Annotated in this window: 13 protein-coding genes and 1 riboswitch; of the genes, 7 read left to right on the top strand and 6 right to left on the bottom strand. The window is 41.8% G+C overall.

Annotated features, from left to right (window positions below):
• Window positions 1–78: 78 nt before the first annotated feature.
• From AC25Y1_RS04945 to AC25Y1_RS04920, 6 genes are all read left to right on the top strand, one after another.
• Window positions 79–222 carry a hypothetical protein gene (locus AC25Y1_RS04945; RefSeq protein ID WP_488146843.1) on the top strand — a complete coding sequence of 48 codons (144 nt, stop codon included), beginning with the start codon at window positions 79–81 and terminating at the stop codon, window positions 220–222.
• 234 nt (window positions 223–456) lie between these two features.
• Window positions 457–540: riboswitch (cyclic di-GMP riboswitch) on the top strand.
• 73 nt (window positions 541–613) lie between these two features.
• Window positions 614–1906 (top strand): sensor histidine kinase, encoded by a 1293-nt coding sequence (locus tag AC25Y1_RS04940; RefSeq protein ID WP_488146842.1) that lies wholly within the window; start codon window positions 614–616, stop codon window positions 1904–1906.
• A 1-nt stretch (window position 1907) separates the two neighbouring features.
• Window positions 1908–2546, top strand: coding sequence for a response regulator (locus AC25Y1_RS04935; RefSeq protein WP_488146841.1), 639 nt, complete (start codon window positions 1908–1910; stop codon window positions 2544–2546).
• A 277-nt stretch (window positions 2547–2823) separates the two neighbouring features.
• Complete coding sequence (locus tag AC25Y1_RS04930) at window positions 2824–3549, top strand: WecB/TagA/CpsF family glycosyltransferase (protein ID WP_488146840.1); 726 nt, start codon at window positions 2824–2826, stop codon at window positions 3547–3549.
• Between the two features lie 101 nt (window positions 3550–3650).
• A complete protein-coding gene (locus AC25Y1_RS04925; protein WP_488146839.1) occupies window positions 3651–4628 on the top strand; it encodes an Rpn family recombination-promoting nuclease/putative transposase in 978 nt (325 codons plus the stop codon).
• 89 nt (window positions 4629–4717) lie between these two features.
• Window positions 4718–4924 (top strand): hypothetical protein, encoded by a 207-nt coding sequence (locus AC25Y1_RS04920; protein WP_488146838.1) that lies wholly within the window; start codon window positions 4718–4720, stop codon window positions 4922–4924.
• Between the two features lie 56 nt (window positions 4925–4980).
• Here AC25Y1_RS04920 and AC25Y1_RS04915 read toward each other — a convergent pair whose 3' ends face one another.
• From AC25Y1_RS04915 to AC25Y1_RS04895, 5 genes are all read right to left on the bottom strand, one after another.
• Window positions 4981–5685 (bottom strand): SDR family oxidoreductase, encoded by a 705-nt coding sequence (locus AC25Y1_RS04915; protein WP_488146837.1) that lies wholly within the window; start codon window positions 5683–5685, stop codon window positions 4981–4983.
• Entirely contained in the window at window positions 5682–6371 is a 690-nt protein-coding gene (locus tag AC25Y1_RS04910; RefSeq protein ID WP_488146836.1) for an IspD/TarI family cytidylyltransferase, read from the bottom strand. The genes AC25Y1_RS04915 and AC25Y1_RS04910 overlap by 4 nt, the downstream gene beginning before the upstream one ends.
• A 16-nt stretch (window positions 6372–6387) precedes the next feature.
• Entirely contained in the window at window positions 6388–8106 is a 1719-nt protein-coding gene (locus tag AC25Y1_RS04905) for a CDP-glycerol glycerophosphotransferase family protein (protein ID WP_488146835.1), read from the bottom strand.
• 57 nt (window positions 8107–8163) lie between these two features.
• Window positions 8164–9267, bottom strand: a complete 1104-nt coding sequence (locus tag AC25Y1_RS04900) for a CDP-glycerol glycerophosphotransferase family protein (RefSeq protein WP_488147028.1) — start codon at window positions 9265–9267, stop codon at window positions 8164–8166.
• Between the two features lie 393 nt (window positions 9268–9660).
• Window positions 9661–15810, bottom strand: coding sequence for a cell wall-binding repeat-containing protein (locus tag AC25Y1_RS04895; RefSeq protein ID WP_488146834.1), 6150 nt, complete (start codon window positions 15808–15810; stop codon window positions 9661–9663).
• Between the two features lie 430 nt (window positions 15811–16240).
• Between AC25Y1_RS04895 and AC25Y1_RS04890 the strand changes: the two genes are divergently transcribed.
• A complete protein-coding gene (locus AC25Y1_RS04890) occupies window positions 16241–16879 on the top strand; it encodes a DUF3993 domain-containing protein (protein WP_488146833.1) in 639 nt (212 codons plus the stop codon).
• Between the two features lie 69 nt (window positions 16880–16948).
• Here AC25Y1_RS04890 and AC25Y1_RS04885 read toward each other — a convergent pair whose 3' ends face one another.
• The gene (locus tag AC25Y1_RS04885) at window positions 16949–22051 is read right to left on the bottom strand and encodes a cell wall-binding repeat-containing protein (protein WP_488146832.1); all 5103 of its coding nucleotides are present in this window, start codon (window positions 22049–22051) and stop codon (window positions 16949–16951) included.
• Between the last annotated feature and the right edge of the window lie 3 nt (window positions 22052–22054).

Below are 22054 nucleotides of genomic sequence, written 5' to 3'. Positions count from 1 at the left end.
GAGTACCTGATTTTTATGTAACCCTTGTTTTTCGGGACGGCTGGAAAAGTGTGGGTTATTGTCAAAATTTCAAAATTATTGAGGACGAATATCCACTTATCGGGAAGAGGTATCGAAAGTCTACTTTTCTATACCACGGCTACACTTGATGCGATTTACGAACAGGCTCTTGAACAAATGAAAGGAATTTCAACTTCGAATGGAGCTGAAGATGGAAATTAGATTGATATGATTTTATACTGAACGGGAGAATTGATGGTGTGTCCATCAATTCTTCCTTTTTTTAATTTATTCCCGAATAAGAGAACACTAGATAGGCAATACTTACCTGGACAGGATATGGGTCTTAGTAATGAGACGAATCTTAGTTTATTCGACAAAATTAGAACTGAACTCGTGTCATGAACTGACATAAACCTGAAATTACTTAGGGTATAATGAGTTAAACAATTGAATATTAAGTGTGGAAACTGTGATGTACGTCCTGTATTTGGGCACCTTGGGCGTACGGAGTGACTGGTGCAACCGGCCTGGCTAATTTAGGATTTTCGTCCTATTTAGCTGGGCTTTTATTACGATAGGCGGGGGTGGCTTATTGAGGCGGTTTATTTCTTTGACTGCACTTTTACTATCTATCTCATTAGTTCTTTTTTATAGCACTCTTTTTTCAGACATACAGATTTTTCTTGTTAGTTTTCTGGTCACATTACTCGTGAGTTTATTTTTAATACTAAAAGATCGCTCGGATTTAAGCGATAAGCATGATGCGCTTTTCGTTAAGAATCATGAACTAATTGCGGCCAATTTGGCATATGAAGAGACGCTTAAACATATAATGTCTCTTGACCACCTTTTGGGGAATTTTTCATCCAAGCATAGTCCGCAGCAACTTGCTGATGAAATGATGACATCTTTGCTGACATTCATGCAGCTAGAGGCTACTTTTGTTTGGATTACTAATGTAGATCGTGTGACTAGTTATCTTTCTACTTCTTCTCAAAATCCAAATCTTGAATGGAGTCTTAAGAAAGAATGGGTTACGATTCGTGGTCAGCGAGAGTCGTTCATATGCATGATAGATTCTGATATCTATTTAATGCGAGTCATTAGATCGTCCAAGAAGATTGGTGTTTTGGGTGTTCAGATTACAGCTACTAGTATGGATGATCTCCCTTCCCTATTTATAAAAAAGTTTGAATTTCTAAGTGATCTTGGTGAAATTATGCTTGAAAGAATATATTTGGACCGAATGATTGCGCAAACGATGATTATCGAGGAGCAAAATCGGATTGCCAATGAAATTCATGACAGTGTGTCGCAAAGATTGTTTGGCATTGTGTATTCGCTTCACGGTTTACAAGCTAATAACAGCATTTTATCCAAAGAAGAATTAGATGAGGAGTATAAATTTCTTTCACAGTCTGCCACCTTAACGATTAAAGAGCTTAGGTCTGCGATTTATCGTTTGAGTTCTATTAAAAAAGAAGAGAAACCATTTTTCAATCGCATAAAGAGTTATTTAGATGACTTTGCTCGACTTTATGATATTCGTATTGACTACCAACTTATAGGAGACGAGATTACGATACCTGCTGAGTTAAAACAAGGGATTTTTCAAATAATAAGTGAAGCTTGTGGGAATGCGGTTCGGCACGGAGAATGTCGGGTTATCGTTGTGAGATTAGAATTTCTTGAGGGAAAGTCTGTATTGGTTATTCAGGATGACGGGATTGGTATTCATGCGCTGAAAAATTTGAAAGTTAAAGGGATTGGCCTCCACAATATGCAGAAAATTGTCCGGTCATTTGACGGTACGTTCTCGATAACTAGAAGACTTCAAGGCGGTACTGAAGTGAATGTAGCGATTCCCAATACTACGAAAGTAACGATGGAGGTAATCGGATAATATGAAAGTTCTTATCATTGATGATCACCCGTTAGTTCGAAAAGGGTTAAAGACCATACTGACTTTGGAAGGCATAGAAGTCATTGGAGAAGCTATGAATTATAGAGAGGCGATGGCGCTGTTTAGGACTCAAAAACCTGATTTGGCTTTGATTGATCTACGGTTGGGGTTTGAGTCTGGTTTGGATTTAATCGCGGAGGCGCTTCTATTGAAATTAGATTGTAAGTTTGTTGTTCTTACCTCTTCTACAGATGAGGCTGATTTTAAGCGTGCGAAGGCAATGGGTGTGGATGGGTATGTTTTGAAGGAGGCGTTGCCTGAGGAGCTGGTTCATGCGCTTCGGGTGGTGGCTGGCGGTCGGAAGTATTATGATCCAGGTGTTATGGATTTATTGATAGATTTACGTAAGCCGCTTCGGGTGGATGGTCAGTTTGAGCAGTTGACACCGAAGGAAAAAGAGGTTTTGCTTGAGTTGGGGATGGGTCATTCGAATAAGGAGATTTCGATGAAGTTGTATATTACGGAGTATACGGTTAAGAAGCATGTGAGTCAGGTGTTGGCGAAGTTGAATTTGGCGGACCGGACGCATGCGGCTTTGTATGCGAATGTTAAGGGGTTAGTGCGGTATGTTGTGAATTAGTGAGGTTGAAACTGGGATGTGTAACTGGTGTGTAACTGGTGTGTTGATTTCCACTCCAGGCGGACGCTTTCCTGTGGGGCGGGCCGCCTTCCGTTCCAATCAAAAAAATTAGAATGTATCCTATGGTATTATATATTTCTATAAACAATAGATTGCTTTAAGTAATTATGAAATTGAGTCTATGAACATATATCGACTAGGTTTTGTCGATTTTGAGTGGTGGATTATGGTATAACTATATGGAGTTATACTTTGTTTTTGAAGGAGATTCTTCTAGATGGATAAGGTTAGGATATTGGATATTCCGATTGCGAATATAAATAAAGTGGAGTTATTAAGAGATATAGATGCGCATTTTGAGGCGCCGGTTAAGAATTTGTTTTTTGTTACGGCTAATCCGGAGATTATTATGATGACGAAGGAGTCCACTTCTTATCATGAGGTTATTCAATCTGCAGATTATGTGTTGGCGGATGGGATTGGTGTGATCATTGCTTCTAAAATTTTGGGGACTCCTCTCACTGAAAAGTTACCGGGTTATGAGTTGATGCATGATTTTTTAGCGTATGCGAATCGGCATGGGAAGACGGTTTACTTTTCCGGGGCGAAACCTGGTGTGGCTGAGAATGCTATGAAGAAAGCGAAAGAGCAGTATCGTGGGTTAAAAGTGGCTGGGTTTATGGATGGTTATACGAATAAGGGCTCAATGGTTGCGGAGGAAATTGCTGAGACCAAGCCCGATTTTGTTTTTGTGGCGATGGGGGCTCCTCTACAGGAACGTTGGATTGCGAAGTATAAGGATTTGTTCCCTACTTCTGTGTTGGTTGGTGTCGGGGGTAGTTTTGATGTTCTTTCTGGGAATGTGAAGCGTGCGCCTCAGTTCTGGACGCGAAATAATTTGGAGTGGCTTTACCGATTGGTGACGCAGCCTACCCGTGCGAAGCGGATGTTGAAGATTCCGGTGTTTTTGGTAAGGGTTATTGGGGAACGGTTTAGTAGGTGAAATAAATTTTCTGCCAGCATTCAGAACGCTTGTTCCTTTGCGCGGAACTTGCTATAATATAGGAAAGCTTACATCTTGACTACTGAAAAGGATGTGTTCGTATGGTTGTTTTAGCGGGTACGAAAAATTCTTCAGTTTCCTATGCTGTGGCAAGTGAACCGTTTTTGATTCGAGAAGAAAAGAAGGCTTATGTAAACCATGATCAACTTTTCAAAGAACTGATCAACAACTTTTTCGCTGAATTTCTGGAAGTATTTTTCCCTGAAGTTTATGCAGATATCGACTTTACGACCATCAAACCCCTCTCTGAGGAATTATTCACAGACTTACTCAAAGGTGAAAACAGGCGTGTTGATATTGTTATCGAGGCGAAGTTGAAAAGCGTGGACACACTTTTCATCGTCCATGTAGAACCGCAGAGCACGTATAATAAAGACTTTCATCAACGCATGTACAATTACTTTAGTTTGCTTTACAACAAATATCGAAAGCCAATTTTACCAATTGCTGTTTTTTCTTATGATGAAATCCGCAATCCAGAAGATCAATTTACCATTGAATTTCCCTTCTTTCGAGTGCTCACATTTAATTTCCTTATGTTAGAATTAAAGAAAAAGAATTGGCGAACCTATTTGCAATCCAAAAATCCAGTGGCCGCAGCTCTGCTCAGTAAAATGGGCTATACTGAAGCCGAAAAAGTGCAAGTGAAGATGGAATTTTTGCGTATGATGGTAAGTATGGAACTTGACCCTGCAAGTGCTAGATTTATCAATGGCTTTTTTGAACAGTATTTAATACTTGATGAAAAAGAGGAGGCAAAGCTTATGCAAGAAATTAACCAACAAAAGGATCCGAAAAAATTTACACAGTTGCCGAATTCTTGGGAAGAGAGAGGGATTCGGAAAGGGATTGAACTAGGTATTGAAAGTGGTATTGAACGTGGTATTGAACGTGGTATTGAACGTGGCGTTGAGAAGGTTGTACTTGAAATGCTAAAAGAGAATTTGCCAATTGAATTAATTGCGAAAGTTACGCAACTCGACAAAGAAAAAATTGAGGAATTACAAAAGCTTAACTGACCCAAGTCGTGGATGATACCTAATGTGAAAGCAATTATACATTGGGTATTTTTTAACCAGGGCTTGATGAGAATGAGGAGGCTGAACTCATGCCAGAAATTAGCCAACAAGAGGATCCAAAAAAGTTTACACAGTTGCCGAATTCTTGGGAAGAGAGAGGGATTCGGAAAGGGATTGAATGTGGCATTGAGAAGGTTGTACTTGAAATGCTAAAAGAGAAATTGCCAATTGAATTAATTGCGAAAGTTACGCAACTTGATAAAGTAAAAATTGAGGAATTACAAAAGCTAAACTGACCTTCGACTCATAAATGAAAACTGGACGCTCTATTTTTACCGAGCGTCCAGTTTTTTTATTTCACTTGTTTCCGTACCACCATATTTTGTCCATCTAGGCAGTGTTCGGTCATTCGCATTAGGTTGCCAATTACATTCGCGACATGCTCTGGTTGCATGATGGTTGATGGATCTTCTTCGGGCGCGAGTTTTTTTCGTAAATCGGTTGCTGCCCGACCGGGTGAGATGCAGTAGACTAGGATATTATACTCCGATAGTTCTTGTGCAAGCGTTTCGGAGATGCTGATGACGGCTGATTTCGATGATGCGTATGAGAGCCATCCTGGTCGCGGCGTCATGCCAGCTGTAGAGGCGACATTGAGAATTTTTGACTGTTCGTTTTGCTTCATATATTTTACGCATTCTTTTGTCATTTCGACGAGAGAGAAGACATTTATATTGTAAGTTCTTTGCATGCTTTCCCGTGTTGTGTCTAGTAATGATTTCGGATCTGTATAGCCTGCGATATTTAACAGCCAATCGATTGAACCGAATTCATCATAGATTTCTTTTACCATACTTGGAATTCCTTCTTGAGACGCAAAATCATAGACAATTGCCCGTGTACGAACGCGCGGATTTATCAGATCCAACGTTTCCGCAAGTTTTTCTTCATCCCGTGCGATTAATACCAAGTTTTCGACTTCAGGATTTTGACTCATTTCAATGGCTGCTGCTCGTCCGATTCCTCGACTTGCCCCCGTTATAATTGCTGTTGTCAATTTGTCTCACTCCCTATCACGTATTCTCGGTAAATGGTTTCGCCAATTAATAGGTCCATTGGATAGGTTACCTTGATATTGTGGACTGTGCCTTTTATAATTTTTACGGCATCGTCTGGGTTGTATTCAAAATACAAGCTTGCGTCTTCTGTAAAATGTTTGTTTTCTGCATTTGCTTTTTCGAAAGCATCCATTAACTTTTCACGGTTAAATTTCTGTGGCAATTGAACATTTACGAGTTCCCCACGGTCTAACGTTTCTTCAATATGCGTTCGCCCTTTTAATACAGTAAATGGAATTTCAATACCGTAAATCGCATTTTCGTTTTCGTCCCTTGCCAGTCGTTCGAAGTCTTCTACTTTTACAAAGGGTCTTGCTGCTTCGTGAATCATGACACTCCTATTCTTGCAAACTCGTATGCCATTCCAAGTCGATTCTTGACGCGTTTGTCCCCCTTCGACCAATTTATAATTCAATTGTGGACAGTGATTTTTGATCAGTTGGCCAATATGTTCCATATACGTTTCCGTGCAGCAAATAATGACTTCATCGATTTCTTCCACTTTCGCTAAACGCTCTAACGTATGGATAATAATTGGTTTTCCACCTAAGCTTAAGTATTGTTTTGGAACGCTGTTTTCCATTCTAGAGCCTGAACCACTCGATAATAAGACTAATGAAATCATTTCCCCACCCCTATTCCTATTTCTTCTTTACTCTCTTTTGTCTTGGTCCCCGCGAAATGTCTTGTGGAAACCGATCTAAGATTAACCAGTCAATCACTCGATCCGTTGAACTTGAATCTTGGTACTTAAAATATTTGTCTCGAAACTGTTGGACCTTTTCCATTTCGTAGTCTTGTTGTTCTAAGGCATTCATCAGTTCTTTGAAATTCATGACAATTTTCCCCGGTACGAAGTCTTGAAAACCTTCATAAAAGTCACGACTTGAAATATACTGATGAAAATCGAATGCATAGAACAGCATGGGTTTATCCAATAAGGCGTATTCGAATACGACTGAGGAATAATCCGTGATTAACACGTCGGTCACGAGTAAGATGTCATTTATTTCTCGGTAATTAAAGGCATCGATAAAGACATCTTCATACTTCTCGGAAATGACGATTTTCTCTCGGACAAATGGATGTAGCTTGAAGATAATCACTGCATTATTTGCCCGTGCATACTTCGCAAGACTGTCCAAATGGATTTGAAGCATTGGGTAATAAGCGGTTTTCGGCCCACTTCCCCGAAAGGTTGGGGCAAACAGAATGACTTTGTCTGCTGCCTCTGCTTTTGGGAAGGCCTTGTACATTTTACTTCTAATCTTCTCTTTATATGACTCGTCAAAGAAAGGATCGATTCTCGGAATGCCAGTCGGGTAAACATCTGCTTCCTGCATGCCAAACGCTTCCGCATAAAATGGTGTCGAATGCTCCGACGCGACGATTGCACTGGTGTATAATTTATGGGTATTGGCATTGATATTTGGTCCACCTGGCTTGCCCACTCGTGAATACCCGACTGTTTTAAAGGGTCCCGAAGCGTGCCATAGTTGAATGATATTTTGTGATTTCTCGAATTTAACATCGTAAAGCATCGGATGAAAATCATCTACGAGTATCGTTCCCGATGTTGCGAGATAATAAGGTAATTTGAATTTGTCTAGGATATTACGTCTTTTAGTAATGTTTTCTTTAAAAAGCATTTTCATTTCAAAGTTTTCATTTAGTTTTCTTTTCATCATTCTGTCGTAAACAAATTTTAGATTGCCACCAATTTCAGCCCTTGAATCTGATGTGAATAGGATTTGATTGTCCTTTATGCCAAAAAGTTTGCCGGACAGATTATAAACGAAATCGAATATTTTTCGTCTCACCTTTAAACTACGTTCATTCCTCTTTTTTCGATATATTTCCCGAGAAATTTCGCGGTCAGATTTGACATGTTCTTGTTTATTGTAAACCGCGAGATAGAATAATTGATTGCCATCAATGGCCATTGGACGCACACTGTAATAATTATTAGAATGTGGATTAAACACTTTTCGATAATGATTCATGTTTTGATCGCGGTCTGTTGTGACAAAGTCTATTAATGATGATTTAGTTGTAGCTACTGAAACTTCTCCTGTCATCGTGTCATTGGCTACGAGGAGCCATCGCCCGGAAGGAACCGCCGCTTGTTCCTTCCAAGCGATTGATAGATTGATACGTAAATGAATCATTTCTCCGATATGCTCAACTTGCTGGAAATAAACCGTTCTTTCTGTTTGTGGGTGATATAAATAGAATTCTAAGGTTTTGGTGGTTGTTTTTTTCATTGATAATGTTATCTTCAACTGAACGCGTTCCCATTTTACGTTAATTATTTGCAATGAGTTTTCAGAACTCGTTAAATAATATTCTGGATTAAACAAAAAACTTATCCTCCATTTCATTTACTCACATATTTCTAGGTATATTTTCCCGGGAAATTAATCGTCTGCTATTTCCTGGAAAATTTCCCCAATAATTCTCTTGGATGCCTGGCCGTCTTGGTATTTGAAATTGCTCTCTTTGAGTGCTTTGACTTCGGTTGTCTTTTTTGTGTCTGATAAGATCCAATTGAATAAAGCGCTTTCATTTTCAAAATAGGTGGATGGTAGTATTTGTTTAATATCGAGATAAAATCCTCTTTGTGTATTGTATTTTTCGTAGTCATAGCAATACATCGCAATTGGTTTTTCTAAGATTGCGAAATCATAAATGACTGATGAGTAGTCCGAGATGAGCGCATCTGATATCATGAGCAGCTCTTCTATTGTGTACTCACCCTGATTCCAAAATACTGCGTTTTTGTCGGTACTCGCCATGTATGTTTCGTTTTTATTCATATAGGGATGTAGGTTAAAAATCAATACTTTGTTTTCTTTTAGTAGTTTCGGTGTTAGTTTTTCTACATCAAAATGCGGTAGGTATTGGTTGGTACTCGTGCTTTTCCCTCTAAATGTCGGAGCGCAGAGGATGAGTTCTTTGTTTACGAATTGTGGATGTTTTTTAAGGAATGCTTCTTTTTGAGTCGCAGCTCCCACGCTTTTGAATAGAATGTCCGTTCTCGGTGAACCGAGTGGCAAGATTTTCGACTTTTCCATATTAAACGCTTCTGAATAGTAGTCGATTTCACTCGCTGAATTGACGATTAACTTGTCGTAATTGCTGTGAATCGGCACGACTTTTAAATAACTTTCGTTTGGACCATCGGGGTAGCCTTTTAAACTATAACCGACCTGCTTCATCGGACCCGACGCATGCCAAAGTTGAACAACGGTCGTCTCTTCCCGTACTCGAATTAAATATAACGGTAAATAATAGTCATCTAGAATGAAAGTAGAAGATGAGGCTAGGTAATAATACTCTTTGATCATTTGACGGAATGGTTTTAGAAACTTTTTCTTGCTCGTTGTTAAAATGATGTATTCAAGATCCGGTTGGGCTGCTTGCATTTCTTGAAATAAATAATATAGGTTGTCTTTTAGGTCAGTATGACGTGGTGTCATGAAGACCACCCGTTTTTTTTGGCAAACGACTAGGAAACACATGAACTGATAAATCACAATAGAAGTGAATTTCAGCATGATGGTTATGAGTAGTTTTAGTTTACTTTTCACTTTTCTCTCCTGTCATGTGATGTTGGCAAAAGTTTGATTCTTGGCATATATGCATTACTTTCGACACACAAGTCACAGATTCCTCTTTTAATTTACTTGATTTGGAAATTAGTTTACCCACATTTGCTAGTTGGGAGACTTAAAATGGTTATTTTGTCGTAGTAGGGTGAGGTTTATTGGTGGTATGGAGGGGCTAGGGAGAGGAATTAAGATATTGGTAGGACATCTTTTGGAATTGAGCGGACGTGATTTATTGGGCGGACAACGGTTATTTGTGTATTTAAAAAGCTAGAATCCCAACACTGGATTCTAGCTCGAAAACTGTCATTGAATATGTGTTAATAAATCTTCTGCTACTTTTTTGCTGACTGCTGATTCGCCGCCGAAGATTGTTAGGCGTTTGACTTCGTGATTTGCTAGATAGGTTGCTGCGCTTTCTGGTACTTTTGTGTGCACGAGTATGACTGCACTATTGTTTTTTGCTGCTAGGACGGCACCGGTTAGGGCGTCTGCGTAGTTTTGGCCGGTTGCGATGTAGAGGTGTTTACTGGCTACAGCGAAATGATTGGCTACGGCGATATTGGTTTCGTAACGGTCTTTGCCAGATAGGACGATAGGACTTGGTAGTTGTTTGACTACATTATCGCCCACGACTGTTTCGCCGCCGACTACGATTGTTTCCGTTGTGCCGAGCGTTTCGAGTGCATCTTTTGTTGTTGCTGGTAGTTTGTCTGATTCTGTTAGTAGAATCGGCAAGCCTTCACTTGCTGCGTGTGCCGCTACAGATAGTGCATCTGGGAAGTCCATTCCATTTGCGACGACTGCTTTACCGGAAGTGTCCATATTGCCAGCGATTTTTGCTGCTGTTTCGAAACGGTCACTGCCTGAGATGCGTTCGACGGTGAGTCCTGCTGCTTTTAACTCGCCTGCAACTTTAGCACTTATCGCGCTTTCGCCGCCTAAGATGACGACTTTTTTGGTGCCGAGTCTATCGATTTCGGCTAGGGTTTCTTCGTATAGATTGTTGGTTAGTGATAATAAGATTGGTGCGTTTTGTTGATGGGCGTACGGGACGCCTGCTAGGGCATCGGCGTAATTATCGCCGCGTGCGAGTACGACGGTGTCGGATTTAGCCCAGCCTTTTTTACTGATTTCGATGGCTGTTGTGTAACGGTTGTCGTCTGAGATTCGGTTGACTTCTGTCTCATAGACTGTGATGGTACCTGGTGCTTTTTCTGTGATTTTATTGCCCGCGGCGTCTGTCAATTCGACTTGAATGACCGCGTTTTGTAGATTGAGGTTTGCAGGGACAGTCCAAGTTGCTTTGTAGATCCCCGGTTCGACCTCAATCATTTCGTTTGCTGTTTCTGTTGTAGTCGATAGTGCTGGGAGCAGGACGGCAAAGCTTGCTTCCCCGCCTACAGATTCACTTTCGAATGAAATCTCGATTTCATCGCCGAATGTGACGTGCTGATTTGTTGCTGGTTGAAGATTCGTGATAACTGGATCTGGTATTTCGACAGTAATCGTGATTGTTTTCGTTTCGGTGTTTCCTGCTAGGTCAGTTGCGACGACTTCGATTTCGTTCAAACCAGTTTTTACGGTGATTTCTTTTGTGTATTTACCGTCTTTAATTGTTGCGGATTCTCCATTTACTTTCACATTGTCGAGGTTTTCATCTGCAATGCTTCCTTCGACTGTGACTTTTAGTTGGTCAACAACGTCGCCTTCTTTTGGATTGTCAATCGTTAGTTCTGGTTGGATCGTGTCGAGTGTGACGACGACCGGCGCAGATTTCCCGATGAGTGTTCCGTTTATTGTTGAAGTAACGGCTAATTCGTTGGCGCGTTCAGTCAATGTGATTGGTAGCGTGAATGCACCTTTGTCATCTGCAGTTGCCGTACCGACTTCTTCGTCGTTATTGAATAGCTTGATTGTTGCATCGGGTGTTGCTGTTCCTTCTACAGATAGATTTTCTTCATTGGTAATTAGGTTGTTTTCAGGAAGCGTGATGATTGGCTGTGCTTCTTCATAAACAACACGTGTACGAATCATGTAATTCCCTTCTACTTCAGGCGTTGGCTGCCATGACCCTGAGAGATATTGATAGCTGCGTCCTGTATGTGGACTGCTTAAGTCTGTTGACAAGAATGGTGAATAGCGTCCGGCTTTTGGTTGAATGTACACCATATAAAAGTCGCTATCGACAGTAATGTTTTGGTCGCCCAAATCGAACTGTGTCCAGACGTCTTGACCGTCTGCTGTTGTTTCAAATGGTCCGGCAATTTTTTGACCAGGTTGTCCATTCATTCCAGAAGCATCCCATACTTCGACTGTGAATTCATCGCCATTTGCGATGTCTCCAATATGGAATAATCCGCTTGTGATGGTGGCTGACTCCTCATCTTCTGGCAAGGACATTTTCACTGCCCAACCGTTTCCTTCTCCTAAAAATACGCGTGCCATTTCTGGTGATCCATCATCATAGCCAATTTCTTCAAATGGATACGTATTTTCTTTGTACTCCACTGTAATTGTTTTTGTTTCAATGTTGCCGGCTAAGTCACCTGCAACGACTTCAATGGTGTTTGAACCAGTTTCTAATTGTAGATCATGTGCAAAGCTTCCTTCAGTGACAGTTGTGCTTTCACCGTTGACTGTTAAGATTTCAAGGTTTTCATCAACAACAGTTCCTTCAACAGTGATATTTTCACGATCTGTTACGCTACCGTCTGTTGGCTTGTTGATGGTGATTTCTGGTTTAATCGTATCGAGTGTAACTGTTACCGGATCAGATGCGATGACCGGTGATCCTTCGTGTAATGTCACTGCTTTTAGTTCGTTTTCGCCTTCGAGAAGTGTCGTTGACATCGTGAAGTTTCCATCTTCTCCGACCTCAGTAGTACCTGCTTCTTGTCCATTGTTCAGTAGACGAATTGTGCTTGAGTTTGTAGCTGTTCCTTCTATTGTAAGTGCTTCGTTATTTGTGATGATACTTTGTGTTGGACTTGTGATTACGGGTTTGACGAGATCAGGGATGTCTTGGCCGTAATCGACGACCGCGCGAATCATGTAGTTCCCATAACTTTGCGCTGACTGCACCCATTGTCCACCGATATAATCCCAGCTTCTTGCAGCCCAATTATTTTGGTCTCCGTCAGCAACGAATCCAGGAACGTATGGATAATCATCTGCTTGGAGGTAGACGACGTAAAAATCATCTTGAACGACAACTCCTAAGTCTGATAAATCAACCTCAGTCCATCTCGATAGGTTTCGATCAGCTTTCGCATTGATTGGACCTGCTAATTTATTTCCAGGTGCGCCGTCTTTTCCAGTGGCATCATAAATGGCGATGTGAATATCTTCTCCACCTGGAACTGGCACATGTCCTGCCCAGAACTGAAGTTTCGCGCCCGTTAACATGGCGGATGTTTCGTTCTCATCGATGCTCATTTTGACTGCGAAACCATTGCCTTTCATTCCAAATGCAAGGTTTTTGCTGTACCGACCATTGTCATAATAAATTTCTGAAGGCTCATGGCCGATAAATGTACGAAGCTCAATATTTAAATCGATTTCTTCCCCCGCTTCGACAGTGATTTGCTGCGCTTCACTGTAATAGCCTGCTTTATGAACTTTCAGTGTGTAAGTTCCTTCATAAACTGGTAAGTTGTAGTCACCATTTGCTTGTGATTTGACGGGTGCTGCATTTTCTTCATCTAATAAGAAAATCGTTGCGTCATTAATTGCCCCACCGAAGATGTCTTTCACTGTGCCAGAAACGATTTGTTGTGGTGCTGGGTCTAGCGTAATCGTTGGTGATACTTGCCCTTTTTCTGTCAGCGTGACGGTTTCTGTTTTCGATTCAAATCCATAGGCTTCGATGTTGAGATTGTATTCGCCTGGTGGATGGTGAATCGTAAATGCTCCGTTTTGCTTGTTGGTGGTTGTTTTCCAACCTGTTTCCACGACTTCAATTTCAGCATTGACTGGCAATAAATCCGTGTCAGCAGGTTGCTGTTTGACAAGTGGTGCTTGTGGGAATGTAACGGTTTCCGGTTTCGCAATTTCCCGTTTATTGCGTGTTTGTGTTCCTTCATCCGTGGATGTTGCTGCTGAATCAATCAGTCGAACATCGTCAATATACCAACCTTCGAATTGGTTCACTTGAGAAGTAAGGTTGAACGCAATGTATATTTTCTGACCGGCAAATCTTGATAAATTAATGCCTACTTCATGCCATTGTTTATTATCTTTTGTGATGCGGTGAAGTTGCTCCCATGTTTCGCCGTCTGTCGAGGCATAGATTGTCCCCATATCTTCACCGAACCAACTTAAGCTGTACCATTGGTTGAAGCGTAGAATTGTGTTCGCTTCCGGATAAACAGGTGGCATAACGAGCGTCATGTCAGAGTTCATCTCGTATTGGCCGCGCAAGTTTGTGCCCATTACTTTTTCACCAGATGCGGCGCCGCTCGGACCGAATGTCGGTACACCCCACTCCCATGAATTGTTAACGCCATATGAATACCAACCATCTGGATAACTTTCAAAGTTTTGGCTGTATCCATCTGTTACACCTTGCTCGATTGCGACTTCGTACTGTTCACTTTCGGTTGCGTTTCCGCTAAAATCCGTTATGGTCCAGCTATAAGTCAGTGAATCGCCGGAAATATCAGTTGGCGGAACGGTTACCTCATAAGTGCCATTTTTATGATCGCCTGTAGAGCGTTCTGCGACATAAGATTTTTCAGTTTCAACATCAGAAAGAATTGTTAGCGTGACATTTTCTACACTAATATTGTCCCGTGCTTGGACAGAAAAATGTGATGTTTCTCCTTCAAAAACGACTGCGCGTTGTTCATGGTTAAATGTTGGCGCTTCGTCGTCAGTGCCGACACCGATGACTTGTCCATTTATTGTTCCGATGCCTTGTAGGACGGTTTCAACTGCAGCATTTGCGTTCAATGAACCGTAGCCGTAGCCGTTGTTCGGAGCTGTTGGGTAGTCGTCATCAGTCTTTGTAACCGCTGACATTTTCAGGACATCTTCAATTTGATCGACAGTCAGTGTTGGGTCGATTTGTCTTAAAAATAATGCAGTTGCAGCTACTTGTGGCGCTGCCATTGACGTCCCGTTTGACGCCGCATATTCGAATGTGTCCCAAGTTGGTCCCGGAATCGATGAGCGAATATTGACACCTGGTGCTGAAATATCCGGTTTTACATCGCCTCTTTCGCTTGGACCACGAAGTGAAAACCATGCCAAGTCGTCGCTTTCATCTGTTGCACCGACTGCGATTGATTCTGGATAGTTCGCGGGTGCAGATGCGGAGCCAGGTGATGCGTCGTTAAAAAAGCCCGCATTTCCTACTGAGAAAATCGGTACAATGTCAACTGCACGCCAAGCTTGTACTGCTGGACGGTACCAATCGTTGTTTAAAGGTCCACCGCCCCATGAGTTATTGACAACATCTGGTGCCTTTTCTGGATGTGGTACGCCGTTTGCATCCGTTGGTGCGAGTACCCACTGGGCTGCATTTAGTAAGTAAGAGTCATGTGTTTCGCCGAGGAAGAAAGCTCTCGTTGAAATCCATTTAGCGCCTGGTGCGACGCCGATTTTATTGCTCCCATCAGCTTCTTGTCCAACCATGGTGCCCATTGTGTGGGTTCCGTGATCGTCTGAATCCATTGGGCTGAGTCTGCCTGAAACCGCATCATACCAGTTGAATTCATGGGAGGGATTGTTTGGATCATCTGGATTATAGCCGCGGTATTGCCTTTTTAACGCTGGGTGATTACCGTCGACGCCGCTATCGATGCTCGCAATGACAGTGCCTTCTCCCTTATACCCTTTTGCCCATACGTCGGTGGCTTTGATGCGATCGAGATGCCATTCGACTTCATCGGATGTTGGATCTGCTTTTGTCATTTGGTAATCTTTTTCGTCCGTTGGAAGAAGTTTGTGTTTTTCATCTAACGTGACGGATTTAACGCCAGGTAAACTCGCAAGTTTCTCGGCAGTTTTTTGGTTTCCGGTAACGGCAAAACCGTTTACGATGTAGAAACTTTGAAAGTCTTCAACCTTTCCTGCTTTTTGTTCTTTTGTTAATAAAGCGGATACGTCCTTTTGTGATTTTTCCGCTGTTTCTAGTAATGTTGAAACGACAGCTTGTTGTTTCATGTTCTTCGTGTCGACTTTAGATAAGTTTTGCTTTTTTGCGCTTTGTTCTGCTTGAAGCGCTACGCTCTGTGTGTCGGTTTGTTCATCTAATAGGACGAGGAATTTTACGTATTCCTCTTTCTCAAATGCTTTTGATAGATTTTCGTGAATGTTGTTGGTTGTGGTTTCTTGATTTTTTCCATCATGAATAGACGCAAGACCAGTGGCCGGCGTTATGAGTGTGAATACCATTAGAAATGCAAGCAACTTCGACATAAGTGGTACGAATTTCCCCTGTTTGTTCTTCATTGGCACGCCCCTATTAATCTATTTTTTTTACGTATGTTGCTTGATGGTTGGAACATCCCCTTCATTGTATTTTATTTATTTAAAATTATTCTTTAATTAGTGTAACAAAAATCGACTTATGAATCTACGAGTTATAGCAATATTTGTATTCGTTTGACTAATCAAGGTGATTTGCCCTAGTATTTGCATGTTGTTAGTGGTTCTTTTCCCTTAGTTTTTTTGTAATTGGGTGACTTTCCCACCATAGGATGTTTGGGGTGTGTTTTGATGGGGCATGGAGTGGGAATTCTTTGATTGGGAGAACTCCGTGAAAGTTACCGCGGAATTTAAAATACCGTAACACTAGTGTAGTGATCCTGTAATATACTCGTAATAATAGAGACTCTTTTTGTATAGGATATAGATATCAAGATTTTACGGAGGAGAAAAATTGACCATTAAGTTTTTTATTCTAGCCGCTATGACCCTTATGCTAGTTGGATGTGAAGAAGAGGTAGTAAAAAACGATACACCAGCGGAAAAAGAAATTGAAACCGTAGTAATTGAAAAAAAAGAAACACCTAAAAAAGAAGTTGTAGTCAAAGAAGTTAAAGCACCGTCCCAAGTTAAAACGCCAGTTGCGCCTACTCCACCGGAAAAGAACGTGGAATTAAGTAGTGAAGAATTGAAAACGCTTTTTCTAACCGCTAGAGAAGTGCAGTGGGAAATATTCGACGAACGAGTAACCTATTCAATAAATGAAGTAACTGAAATTTACAGTTCACATTTTACAAAGAGCTTTATAAACAGATTCATTACTGAAAGAATGACTCCAATTAATATTAATGGAGAATCAAAGTATCACGTGCCAGGTTCAGATGATGGCCACTTAATTATATGGGACGGAGCTATTACTTTCACAGAAGAAACAGATGTTAGCTATTATGAAGATAATGGTGTTGAATTTATGACTATCAGCGAATATCAATATGACGATATAATAGTAGACAATAATTATCTTCTTACAATTGTTTTTATGAATGACAATGGCAAATATAAAATTAATGATATTAAAAGAGAATGGGATTAAAACCCATTCTCTTTAATACTAGTATAAGAGGTATAATGCTCCTGCTTTATTTGAAAGTTATTTATCTTATTACTGAATTAATCTCGTTAACTCTTTGGCAACTTCTTTACTCACAGCTGTTTCACCGCCGAAGATCGTTAAACGTTTCACGTCTTTTTCTGTGATATACGTTGCCACGCTCTCCGGAACTTTATTGCTTACGAGTAGTACGGAACTGTCAGTTTTCGCGGCTAATACTGCGCCTGTTAATGCGTCGGCGTAGGCTCGACCTGTTGCGATATAAAGGTGCTTACTCGTTACGCCGAAATGGTTGGCGATTGCGATATTTGTTTCGTATCGATCGGCGCCGGATAATGTCGTTGGATTTGGTAGTTGTTTCACTACCGCATCGGATACGACTGTTTTACCGCCGACTACGATTGTTTCGGTAACTCCGAGTGCTTCAAGTGCTTCCAGTGTTTTCGCTGGTAACTTATTTGGTTGCGTTAATAGAATCGGAATGCCCGCTTTTGCTGCGTATGCGGCGACGGAAAGTGCGTCTGGGAAGTCCATGCCGTTTGCGATGACGACTTTATTGGTTGTATCCATTTCGGCTGCGATTTTCACTGCTGTTTCGAAACGGTCACTTCCTGAGAGTCGTTCGACGGTGAGTCCTGCTGCTTTTAATTTGCGAGCTATGTCTTCACTTATCGCCGTTTCACCGCCTAGGATGACGACTTTTTCGGCTCCGAGTCTAGTGATTTCCGCTAGGGTTTCTTCGTATAAGTCATTCGGCAGTGTCAATAAGATTGGTGCTTCTAATTGATGTGCGTAAGGAACACCAGCTAGTGCATCTGCGTAGTTGTCGCCGCGTGCGAGAATGATTGTGTCAGATTTTGACCAGCCTTTTTTGCTGATTTCGATTGCGGTCAAGTATCGATTATCGTCTGAGATCCGATCTACGCCAGTTGGTTCCGGCTCTTCAACTTCTTTTGGTAAGATGGTAATTTTACCTTGTGCTTCTGCGGTAACTTTGTTGCCATTTGAGTCGGTTAGTTCGACTTCGATGACGGCACCTTCAAGTACGAAGTTTGGTGCAGTCCATCTGGCTTCGTATTTCCCTGGTTCGACTTCTTCCATTGGCATTTTAGTAGATGAGCTTAGCGTTCCCGGAAGTTTAATCTCATAATAAGCTTCCCCGCCAATGGTTTCACTTGTGAATGTAACTTTTACTTTGTCACCAGGTGTTACTGTTTGATCTGTTGCTGGAAGAAGGTTTTCGATTACGGGTAGCACAACTTCTTCTTCGACTGTTACGATGATGATTGTTGTTTCGCTATTTCCGACGATGTCAGTTGCGGAAATGTCGATTCGGTTGGTGCCTTGTTTTAATTGTAATTCATGTGCAAAATTACCTTCTTCGTCAACGGTTGCACGAGTTCCATTGATGACTACAAAATCGAGGTTGGCATCGCTGGCGGATCCTTCTACAATGATTGTTTGTGTTTGTAGAATGTCGCCGTCTTTTGGACTTTCGATGTGTAGCTCAGGTTTTGTTGTATCCAATGTGATGGTGACTGTATCCGATTCTACAGCTGCTTTTCCGTCATGTGTTGAAGCTGCAATGATGTGATTGACGCCTTCGGATAATTCGGTTAGGAAAGAAAATGTTCCTTCTTCTCCGATTTTGACGGAGTCGGACGTCTCGCCGTTATTCTTGAGTTCAACGGTTGTTGTTGGTGTTGCGGTTCCTTTTATGAGCTGATACGGTGTTTTCGTCACGACGTTTTCGGTTGGTGTTGTGATGATTGGTTTTTCGATTTCATAGTTTACGAGCGCACGGATCATATAGTTTCCTTCAGATGCAGGCGTTAGGCTAAATTGGCCATCTATTAATTGCCAGCTTCGTTCTGTATGCGCCGCGTTTTCGTAGGATAGACCAGGTGATTCTTCTCCTGGATTCGGTTGGATATAGACCATGTAGAAGTCGTCTTCTACGATTATCCCTTCAGATTTCAAGTCAATATATGTCCATTCGCCCGTTCGCAGTGCTGTCGCGTCGATCGGGCCTGCGAGTCTATTTCCTGGTGCACCGTCTATTCCGGTTGCATCGTAGACAGCTACTTGAAATTCAGTTCCGCCAGGTGTCGGGAAGTCATCGGTCCAAAAATTGAATAGCCCCCCGTTTACCATTGCGGTATTTTGGCCTTCTTCCAATGACATTCGGACGGCCCAGCCGTAACCAGCGTCATAGAAAGCGCGGGCGTTTTCTGCTTTTCCGTTGTCATAGCCGATCTCACCTTCATATCCAACGAAAGGCGATAATTCTACGTTAATTGTTGTGATTTCATTCCCAATGACTGTAATGTCAATGTCTTTGGAATAATAATCTTCTGCCAAGACGCGGAGTGTGTAGGTGCCGTCATAGATTTCAAACGAATATTCACCGTCAGAATTGGTCCGAATGGGCTCGACAGCTGCGTCTTCAACTAGCAATAATTTAGCGTTTTCAATTGGATTGCCTGTTTGCGCATTGATGATTGCACCAGAAACTTCTCCGATTGGAATTGGGTCTAGTTTAAAGTTTTCGCTCAGTGACCCGTCTTCTGGGATCGTGACTGTTTTTTGATTTGGATAATAGCCGTATGCTTCTGCGACGACTGTGTATTCCCCTGCTTTATGGTAGAGATTAAATCTGCCGTTTGCGGGATTTGTTTTAGCCGTTCGTTTGGTTTCCAGTACCGTTACGGATGCTTCGATTGGAAGAACAAGCGCGTTCGGTTTATCAGCTGTCACGATTGGTTGATGAACAACCTTTTTTTCGAATGAAGCTAAGGTTTGATTATCTACACCTAGTGTTTGGTCTGTGATTTCTACATCATCAATATACCAGCCGACACGCGCTAATCCATCATCTGAAAATAAGTTGAAACCAATGTAGATGATTTCGCCCGCATAGTCGGATAAATCGACTTCTTCAATCTGCCAGTAGTTTGCGTTCCCACTGTAGCGGGTTAGTTGCTCCCAATTTTCTAGGTCTCTGGACACCATGACATGTCCAAAATCATAGTAATTTTCAATCATGTACCAGGATGCAAATTGTAAGTAAGTGTTCCCTTCTGGTATTTTGATGGCTGGTGAGACCAATGTTGCATTGGAATTGTTTTCGTAATTCCCTGATAAGTTTGTGCCGTAAAGATGATCGCCTGAATAAGGAAGCGGACCATAGACAACTTCTCCCCATTCCCATGAATCATTTTCACCGAATGAGAACCATCCGTCTGGTTTTGTTTCAAAATCTTCTTTATAGCCAACTGTTAGCGGACTCAATATTGTTACTTCAACGTTTTCTGATTCGCTTTCATTGGCCCCAAAGTCAATTGCTTTCCATTGATAGGTCAATGTACTACCCACGATATGTTCCCCGTCGATGCTCACTTGGTAAGTTCCTTGCTCATAATTTCCTTCGATTAGATCTGCGTTGATGGTTCGTGGTTCTTGGCTGTCAATTTGGTATGTTAATGAGACCGTATCGATACTAATGTCGTCACTCACTTCGGCAGTTAGCTTTAGTTGCACTCCTTCGTAAGTTTCGCTAATCGGATCGACTTCGATTGTTGGTGCGGTTGTATCTTCACCATCGCCTTCCTCGTAAACGACCCCGCTTAGTTTTCCGCCGCCACTTGTCACGGATGAGACCGCGTTAAAAGCATCGACAACACCATAGCCAAAACCATCATTCGGTGAATTGGTATAGACGTCATTTGTCGTTGGTGTCGCTGTTTCGTGTAATATTTTCTTAATATCATTCATTTTCAATGTCGGGTCTGCTTGTAACAACATAGCAATCGTCCCTGTAATATGCGGCGCGGCCATTGATGTTCCGTTGGTGGACGCGTATTTATTATTCGGAACCGCTGAACGAATATAAACGCCGGGTGCTGAAATATTTGGTTTTATCTCCCCCGGGTAGGGTGCTGGTCCTCTTGATGACGTGCTGGCCAAGTCGTCGGAACGATTTGTGGATGCGACGGCAATGACTTCAGGATAATTTCCTGGCGAGTTGATGGTTCCTGCGGCTGGTCCATCATTCCCCGCTGCGAAAACTGGAATAATTCCTGCTTCCGTCCAATTTTGTACCATTGGACGATACCATTCGTTCATCCCTTTTCCACCGCCCCAGGAATTATTGACAATATCTGGCGCTGCCTCAGGATGAGGGGTTCCGTTTCGATCTTTTGGCGCAAGGATCCATTCACCCGCTGCAAGCAGATTAACATCAGATCCACCGTAAGCCGTAAATGCTTTGACGGCAATCCATTTTGCCCCAGGTGCAACACCAATCTGGTTTTCTTTTGTTAGGTCAGCTCCAACGATAGAGCCCATGACATGCGTTCCGTGGTCAATATCGTCATACGGTGTGGAATTACCGTTTGTTGAATCAAACCAATTCAGCTCGTGTGAAACGGTTCCATCCGCATTGTATCCGCGGTACTGACGCTTCAAGGTTGGGTGATCCCATTGCACGCCTGAATCAATATTTGCGACAACAACCCCGGTCCCATCAATATCGTATTGATCCCAAACATCATTGGCGCCGATTTTTTCGATATTCCACTCTAAACTATCGGCAGCCTGTTCGACTTCTTTTTCTTCATTTGTATATAATTGGCGCATTCGATTTGGTAATACTTTATCTACTTCTGGCAGTGAAGCGATTTTCTCCATCGTCTTTTCATCACTTGTGATGGCAAAAGCGTTCACGATGTAAAAGGACTGATAGTCGGTCACTGAACCACTTTCTGAAGATGCTTTTAGTAGGTTTTCAATCGTTGACTGCGTTTCAAATGCTGTCGTGCGTAGACTTGTGACAACTGCTGATGCTTTAATGCGTTTTAGCTGTTGGGCTGAAGTGACCTGGTTATTCTTCATGTATTTGTTCTCCGCTTCTTCAGCTGCAGCCTTTGTATCTGCTTGTTCTTTTAATTTCACTAGGTAGGTTACTTGATCGTTTTTTTCGAACTGGCTTGATAACTCTTTGTCTATTTTTTGCGCCATTCGATTGTCGTCTAGTGCCGTGAAACTCATTGGCGCTGTTTGTGCTGAGACATGCAAGTAAGGAATAATTTGTAAGAATAGCAAAGCAATCATTGAGATTCGAATAAAAGTCGAACGTAAAAATTTCTTTTTCATGAA

The organism is Sporosarcina sp. Y1009 (assembly GCF_057669865.1).
This window is presented reverse-complemented; position numbering and strand designations above follow the sequence as displayed.

Coding starts and splice junctions, on each gene's coding strand:
- AC25Y1_RS04935 (WP_488146841.1), top strand. CDS start 1,908: ATGAAAGTTCTTATCATTGATGATCACCCGTTAGTTCGAAAAGGGTTA.
- AC25Y1_RS04930 (WP_488146840.1), top strand. CDS start 2,824: ATGGATAAGGTTAGGATATTGGATATTCCGATTGCGAATATAAATAAA.
- AC25Y1_RS04925 (WP_488146839.1), top strand. CDS start 3,651: ATGGTTGTTTTAGCGGGTACGAAAAATTCTTCAGTTTCCTATGCTGTG.
- AC25Y1_RS04920 (WP_488146838.1), top strand. CDS start 4,718: ATGCCAGAAATTAGCCAACAAGAGGATCCAAAAAAGTTTACACAGTTG.
- AC25Y1_RS04910 (WP_488146836.1), bottom strand. CDS start 6,371: ATGATTTCATTAGTCTTATTATCGAGTGGTTCAGGCTCTAGAATGGAA.
- AC25Y1_RS04900 (WP_488147028.1), bottom strand. CDS start 9,267: ATGTGTTTCCTAGTCGTTTGCCAAAAAAAACGGGTGGTCTTCATGACA.
- AC25Y1_RS04895 (WP_488146834.1), bottom strand. CDS start 15,810: ATGAAGAACAAACAGGGGAAATTCGTACCACTTATGTCGAAGTTGCTT.
- AC25Y1_RS04885 (WP_488146832.1), bottom strand. CDS start 22,051: ATGAAAAAGAAATTTTTACGTTCGACTTTTATTCGAATCTCAATGATT.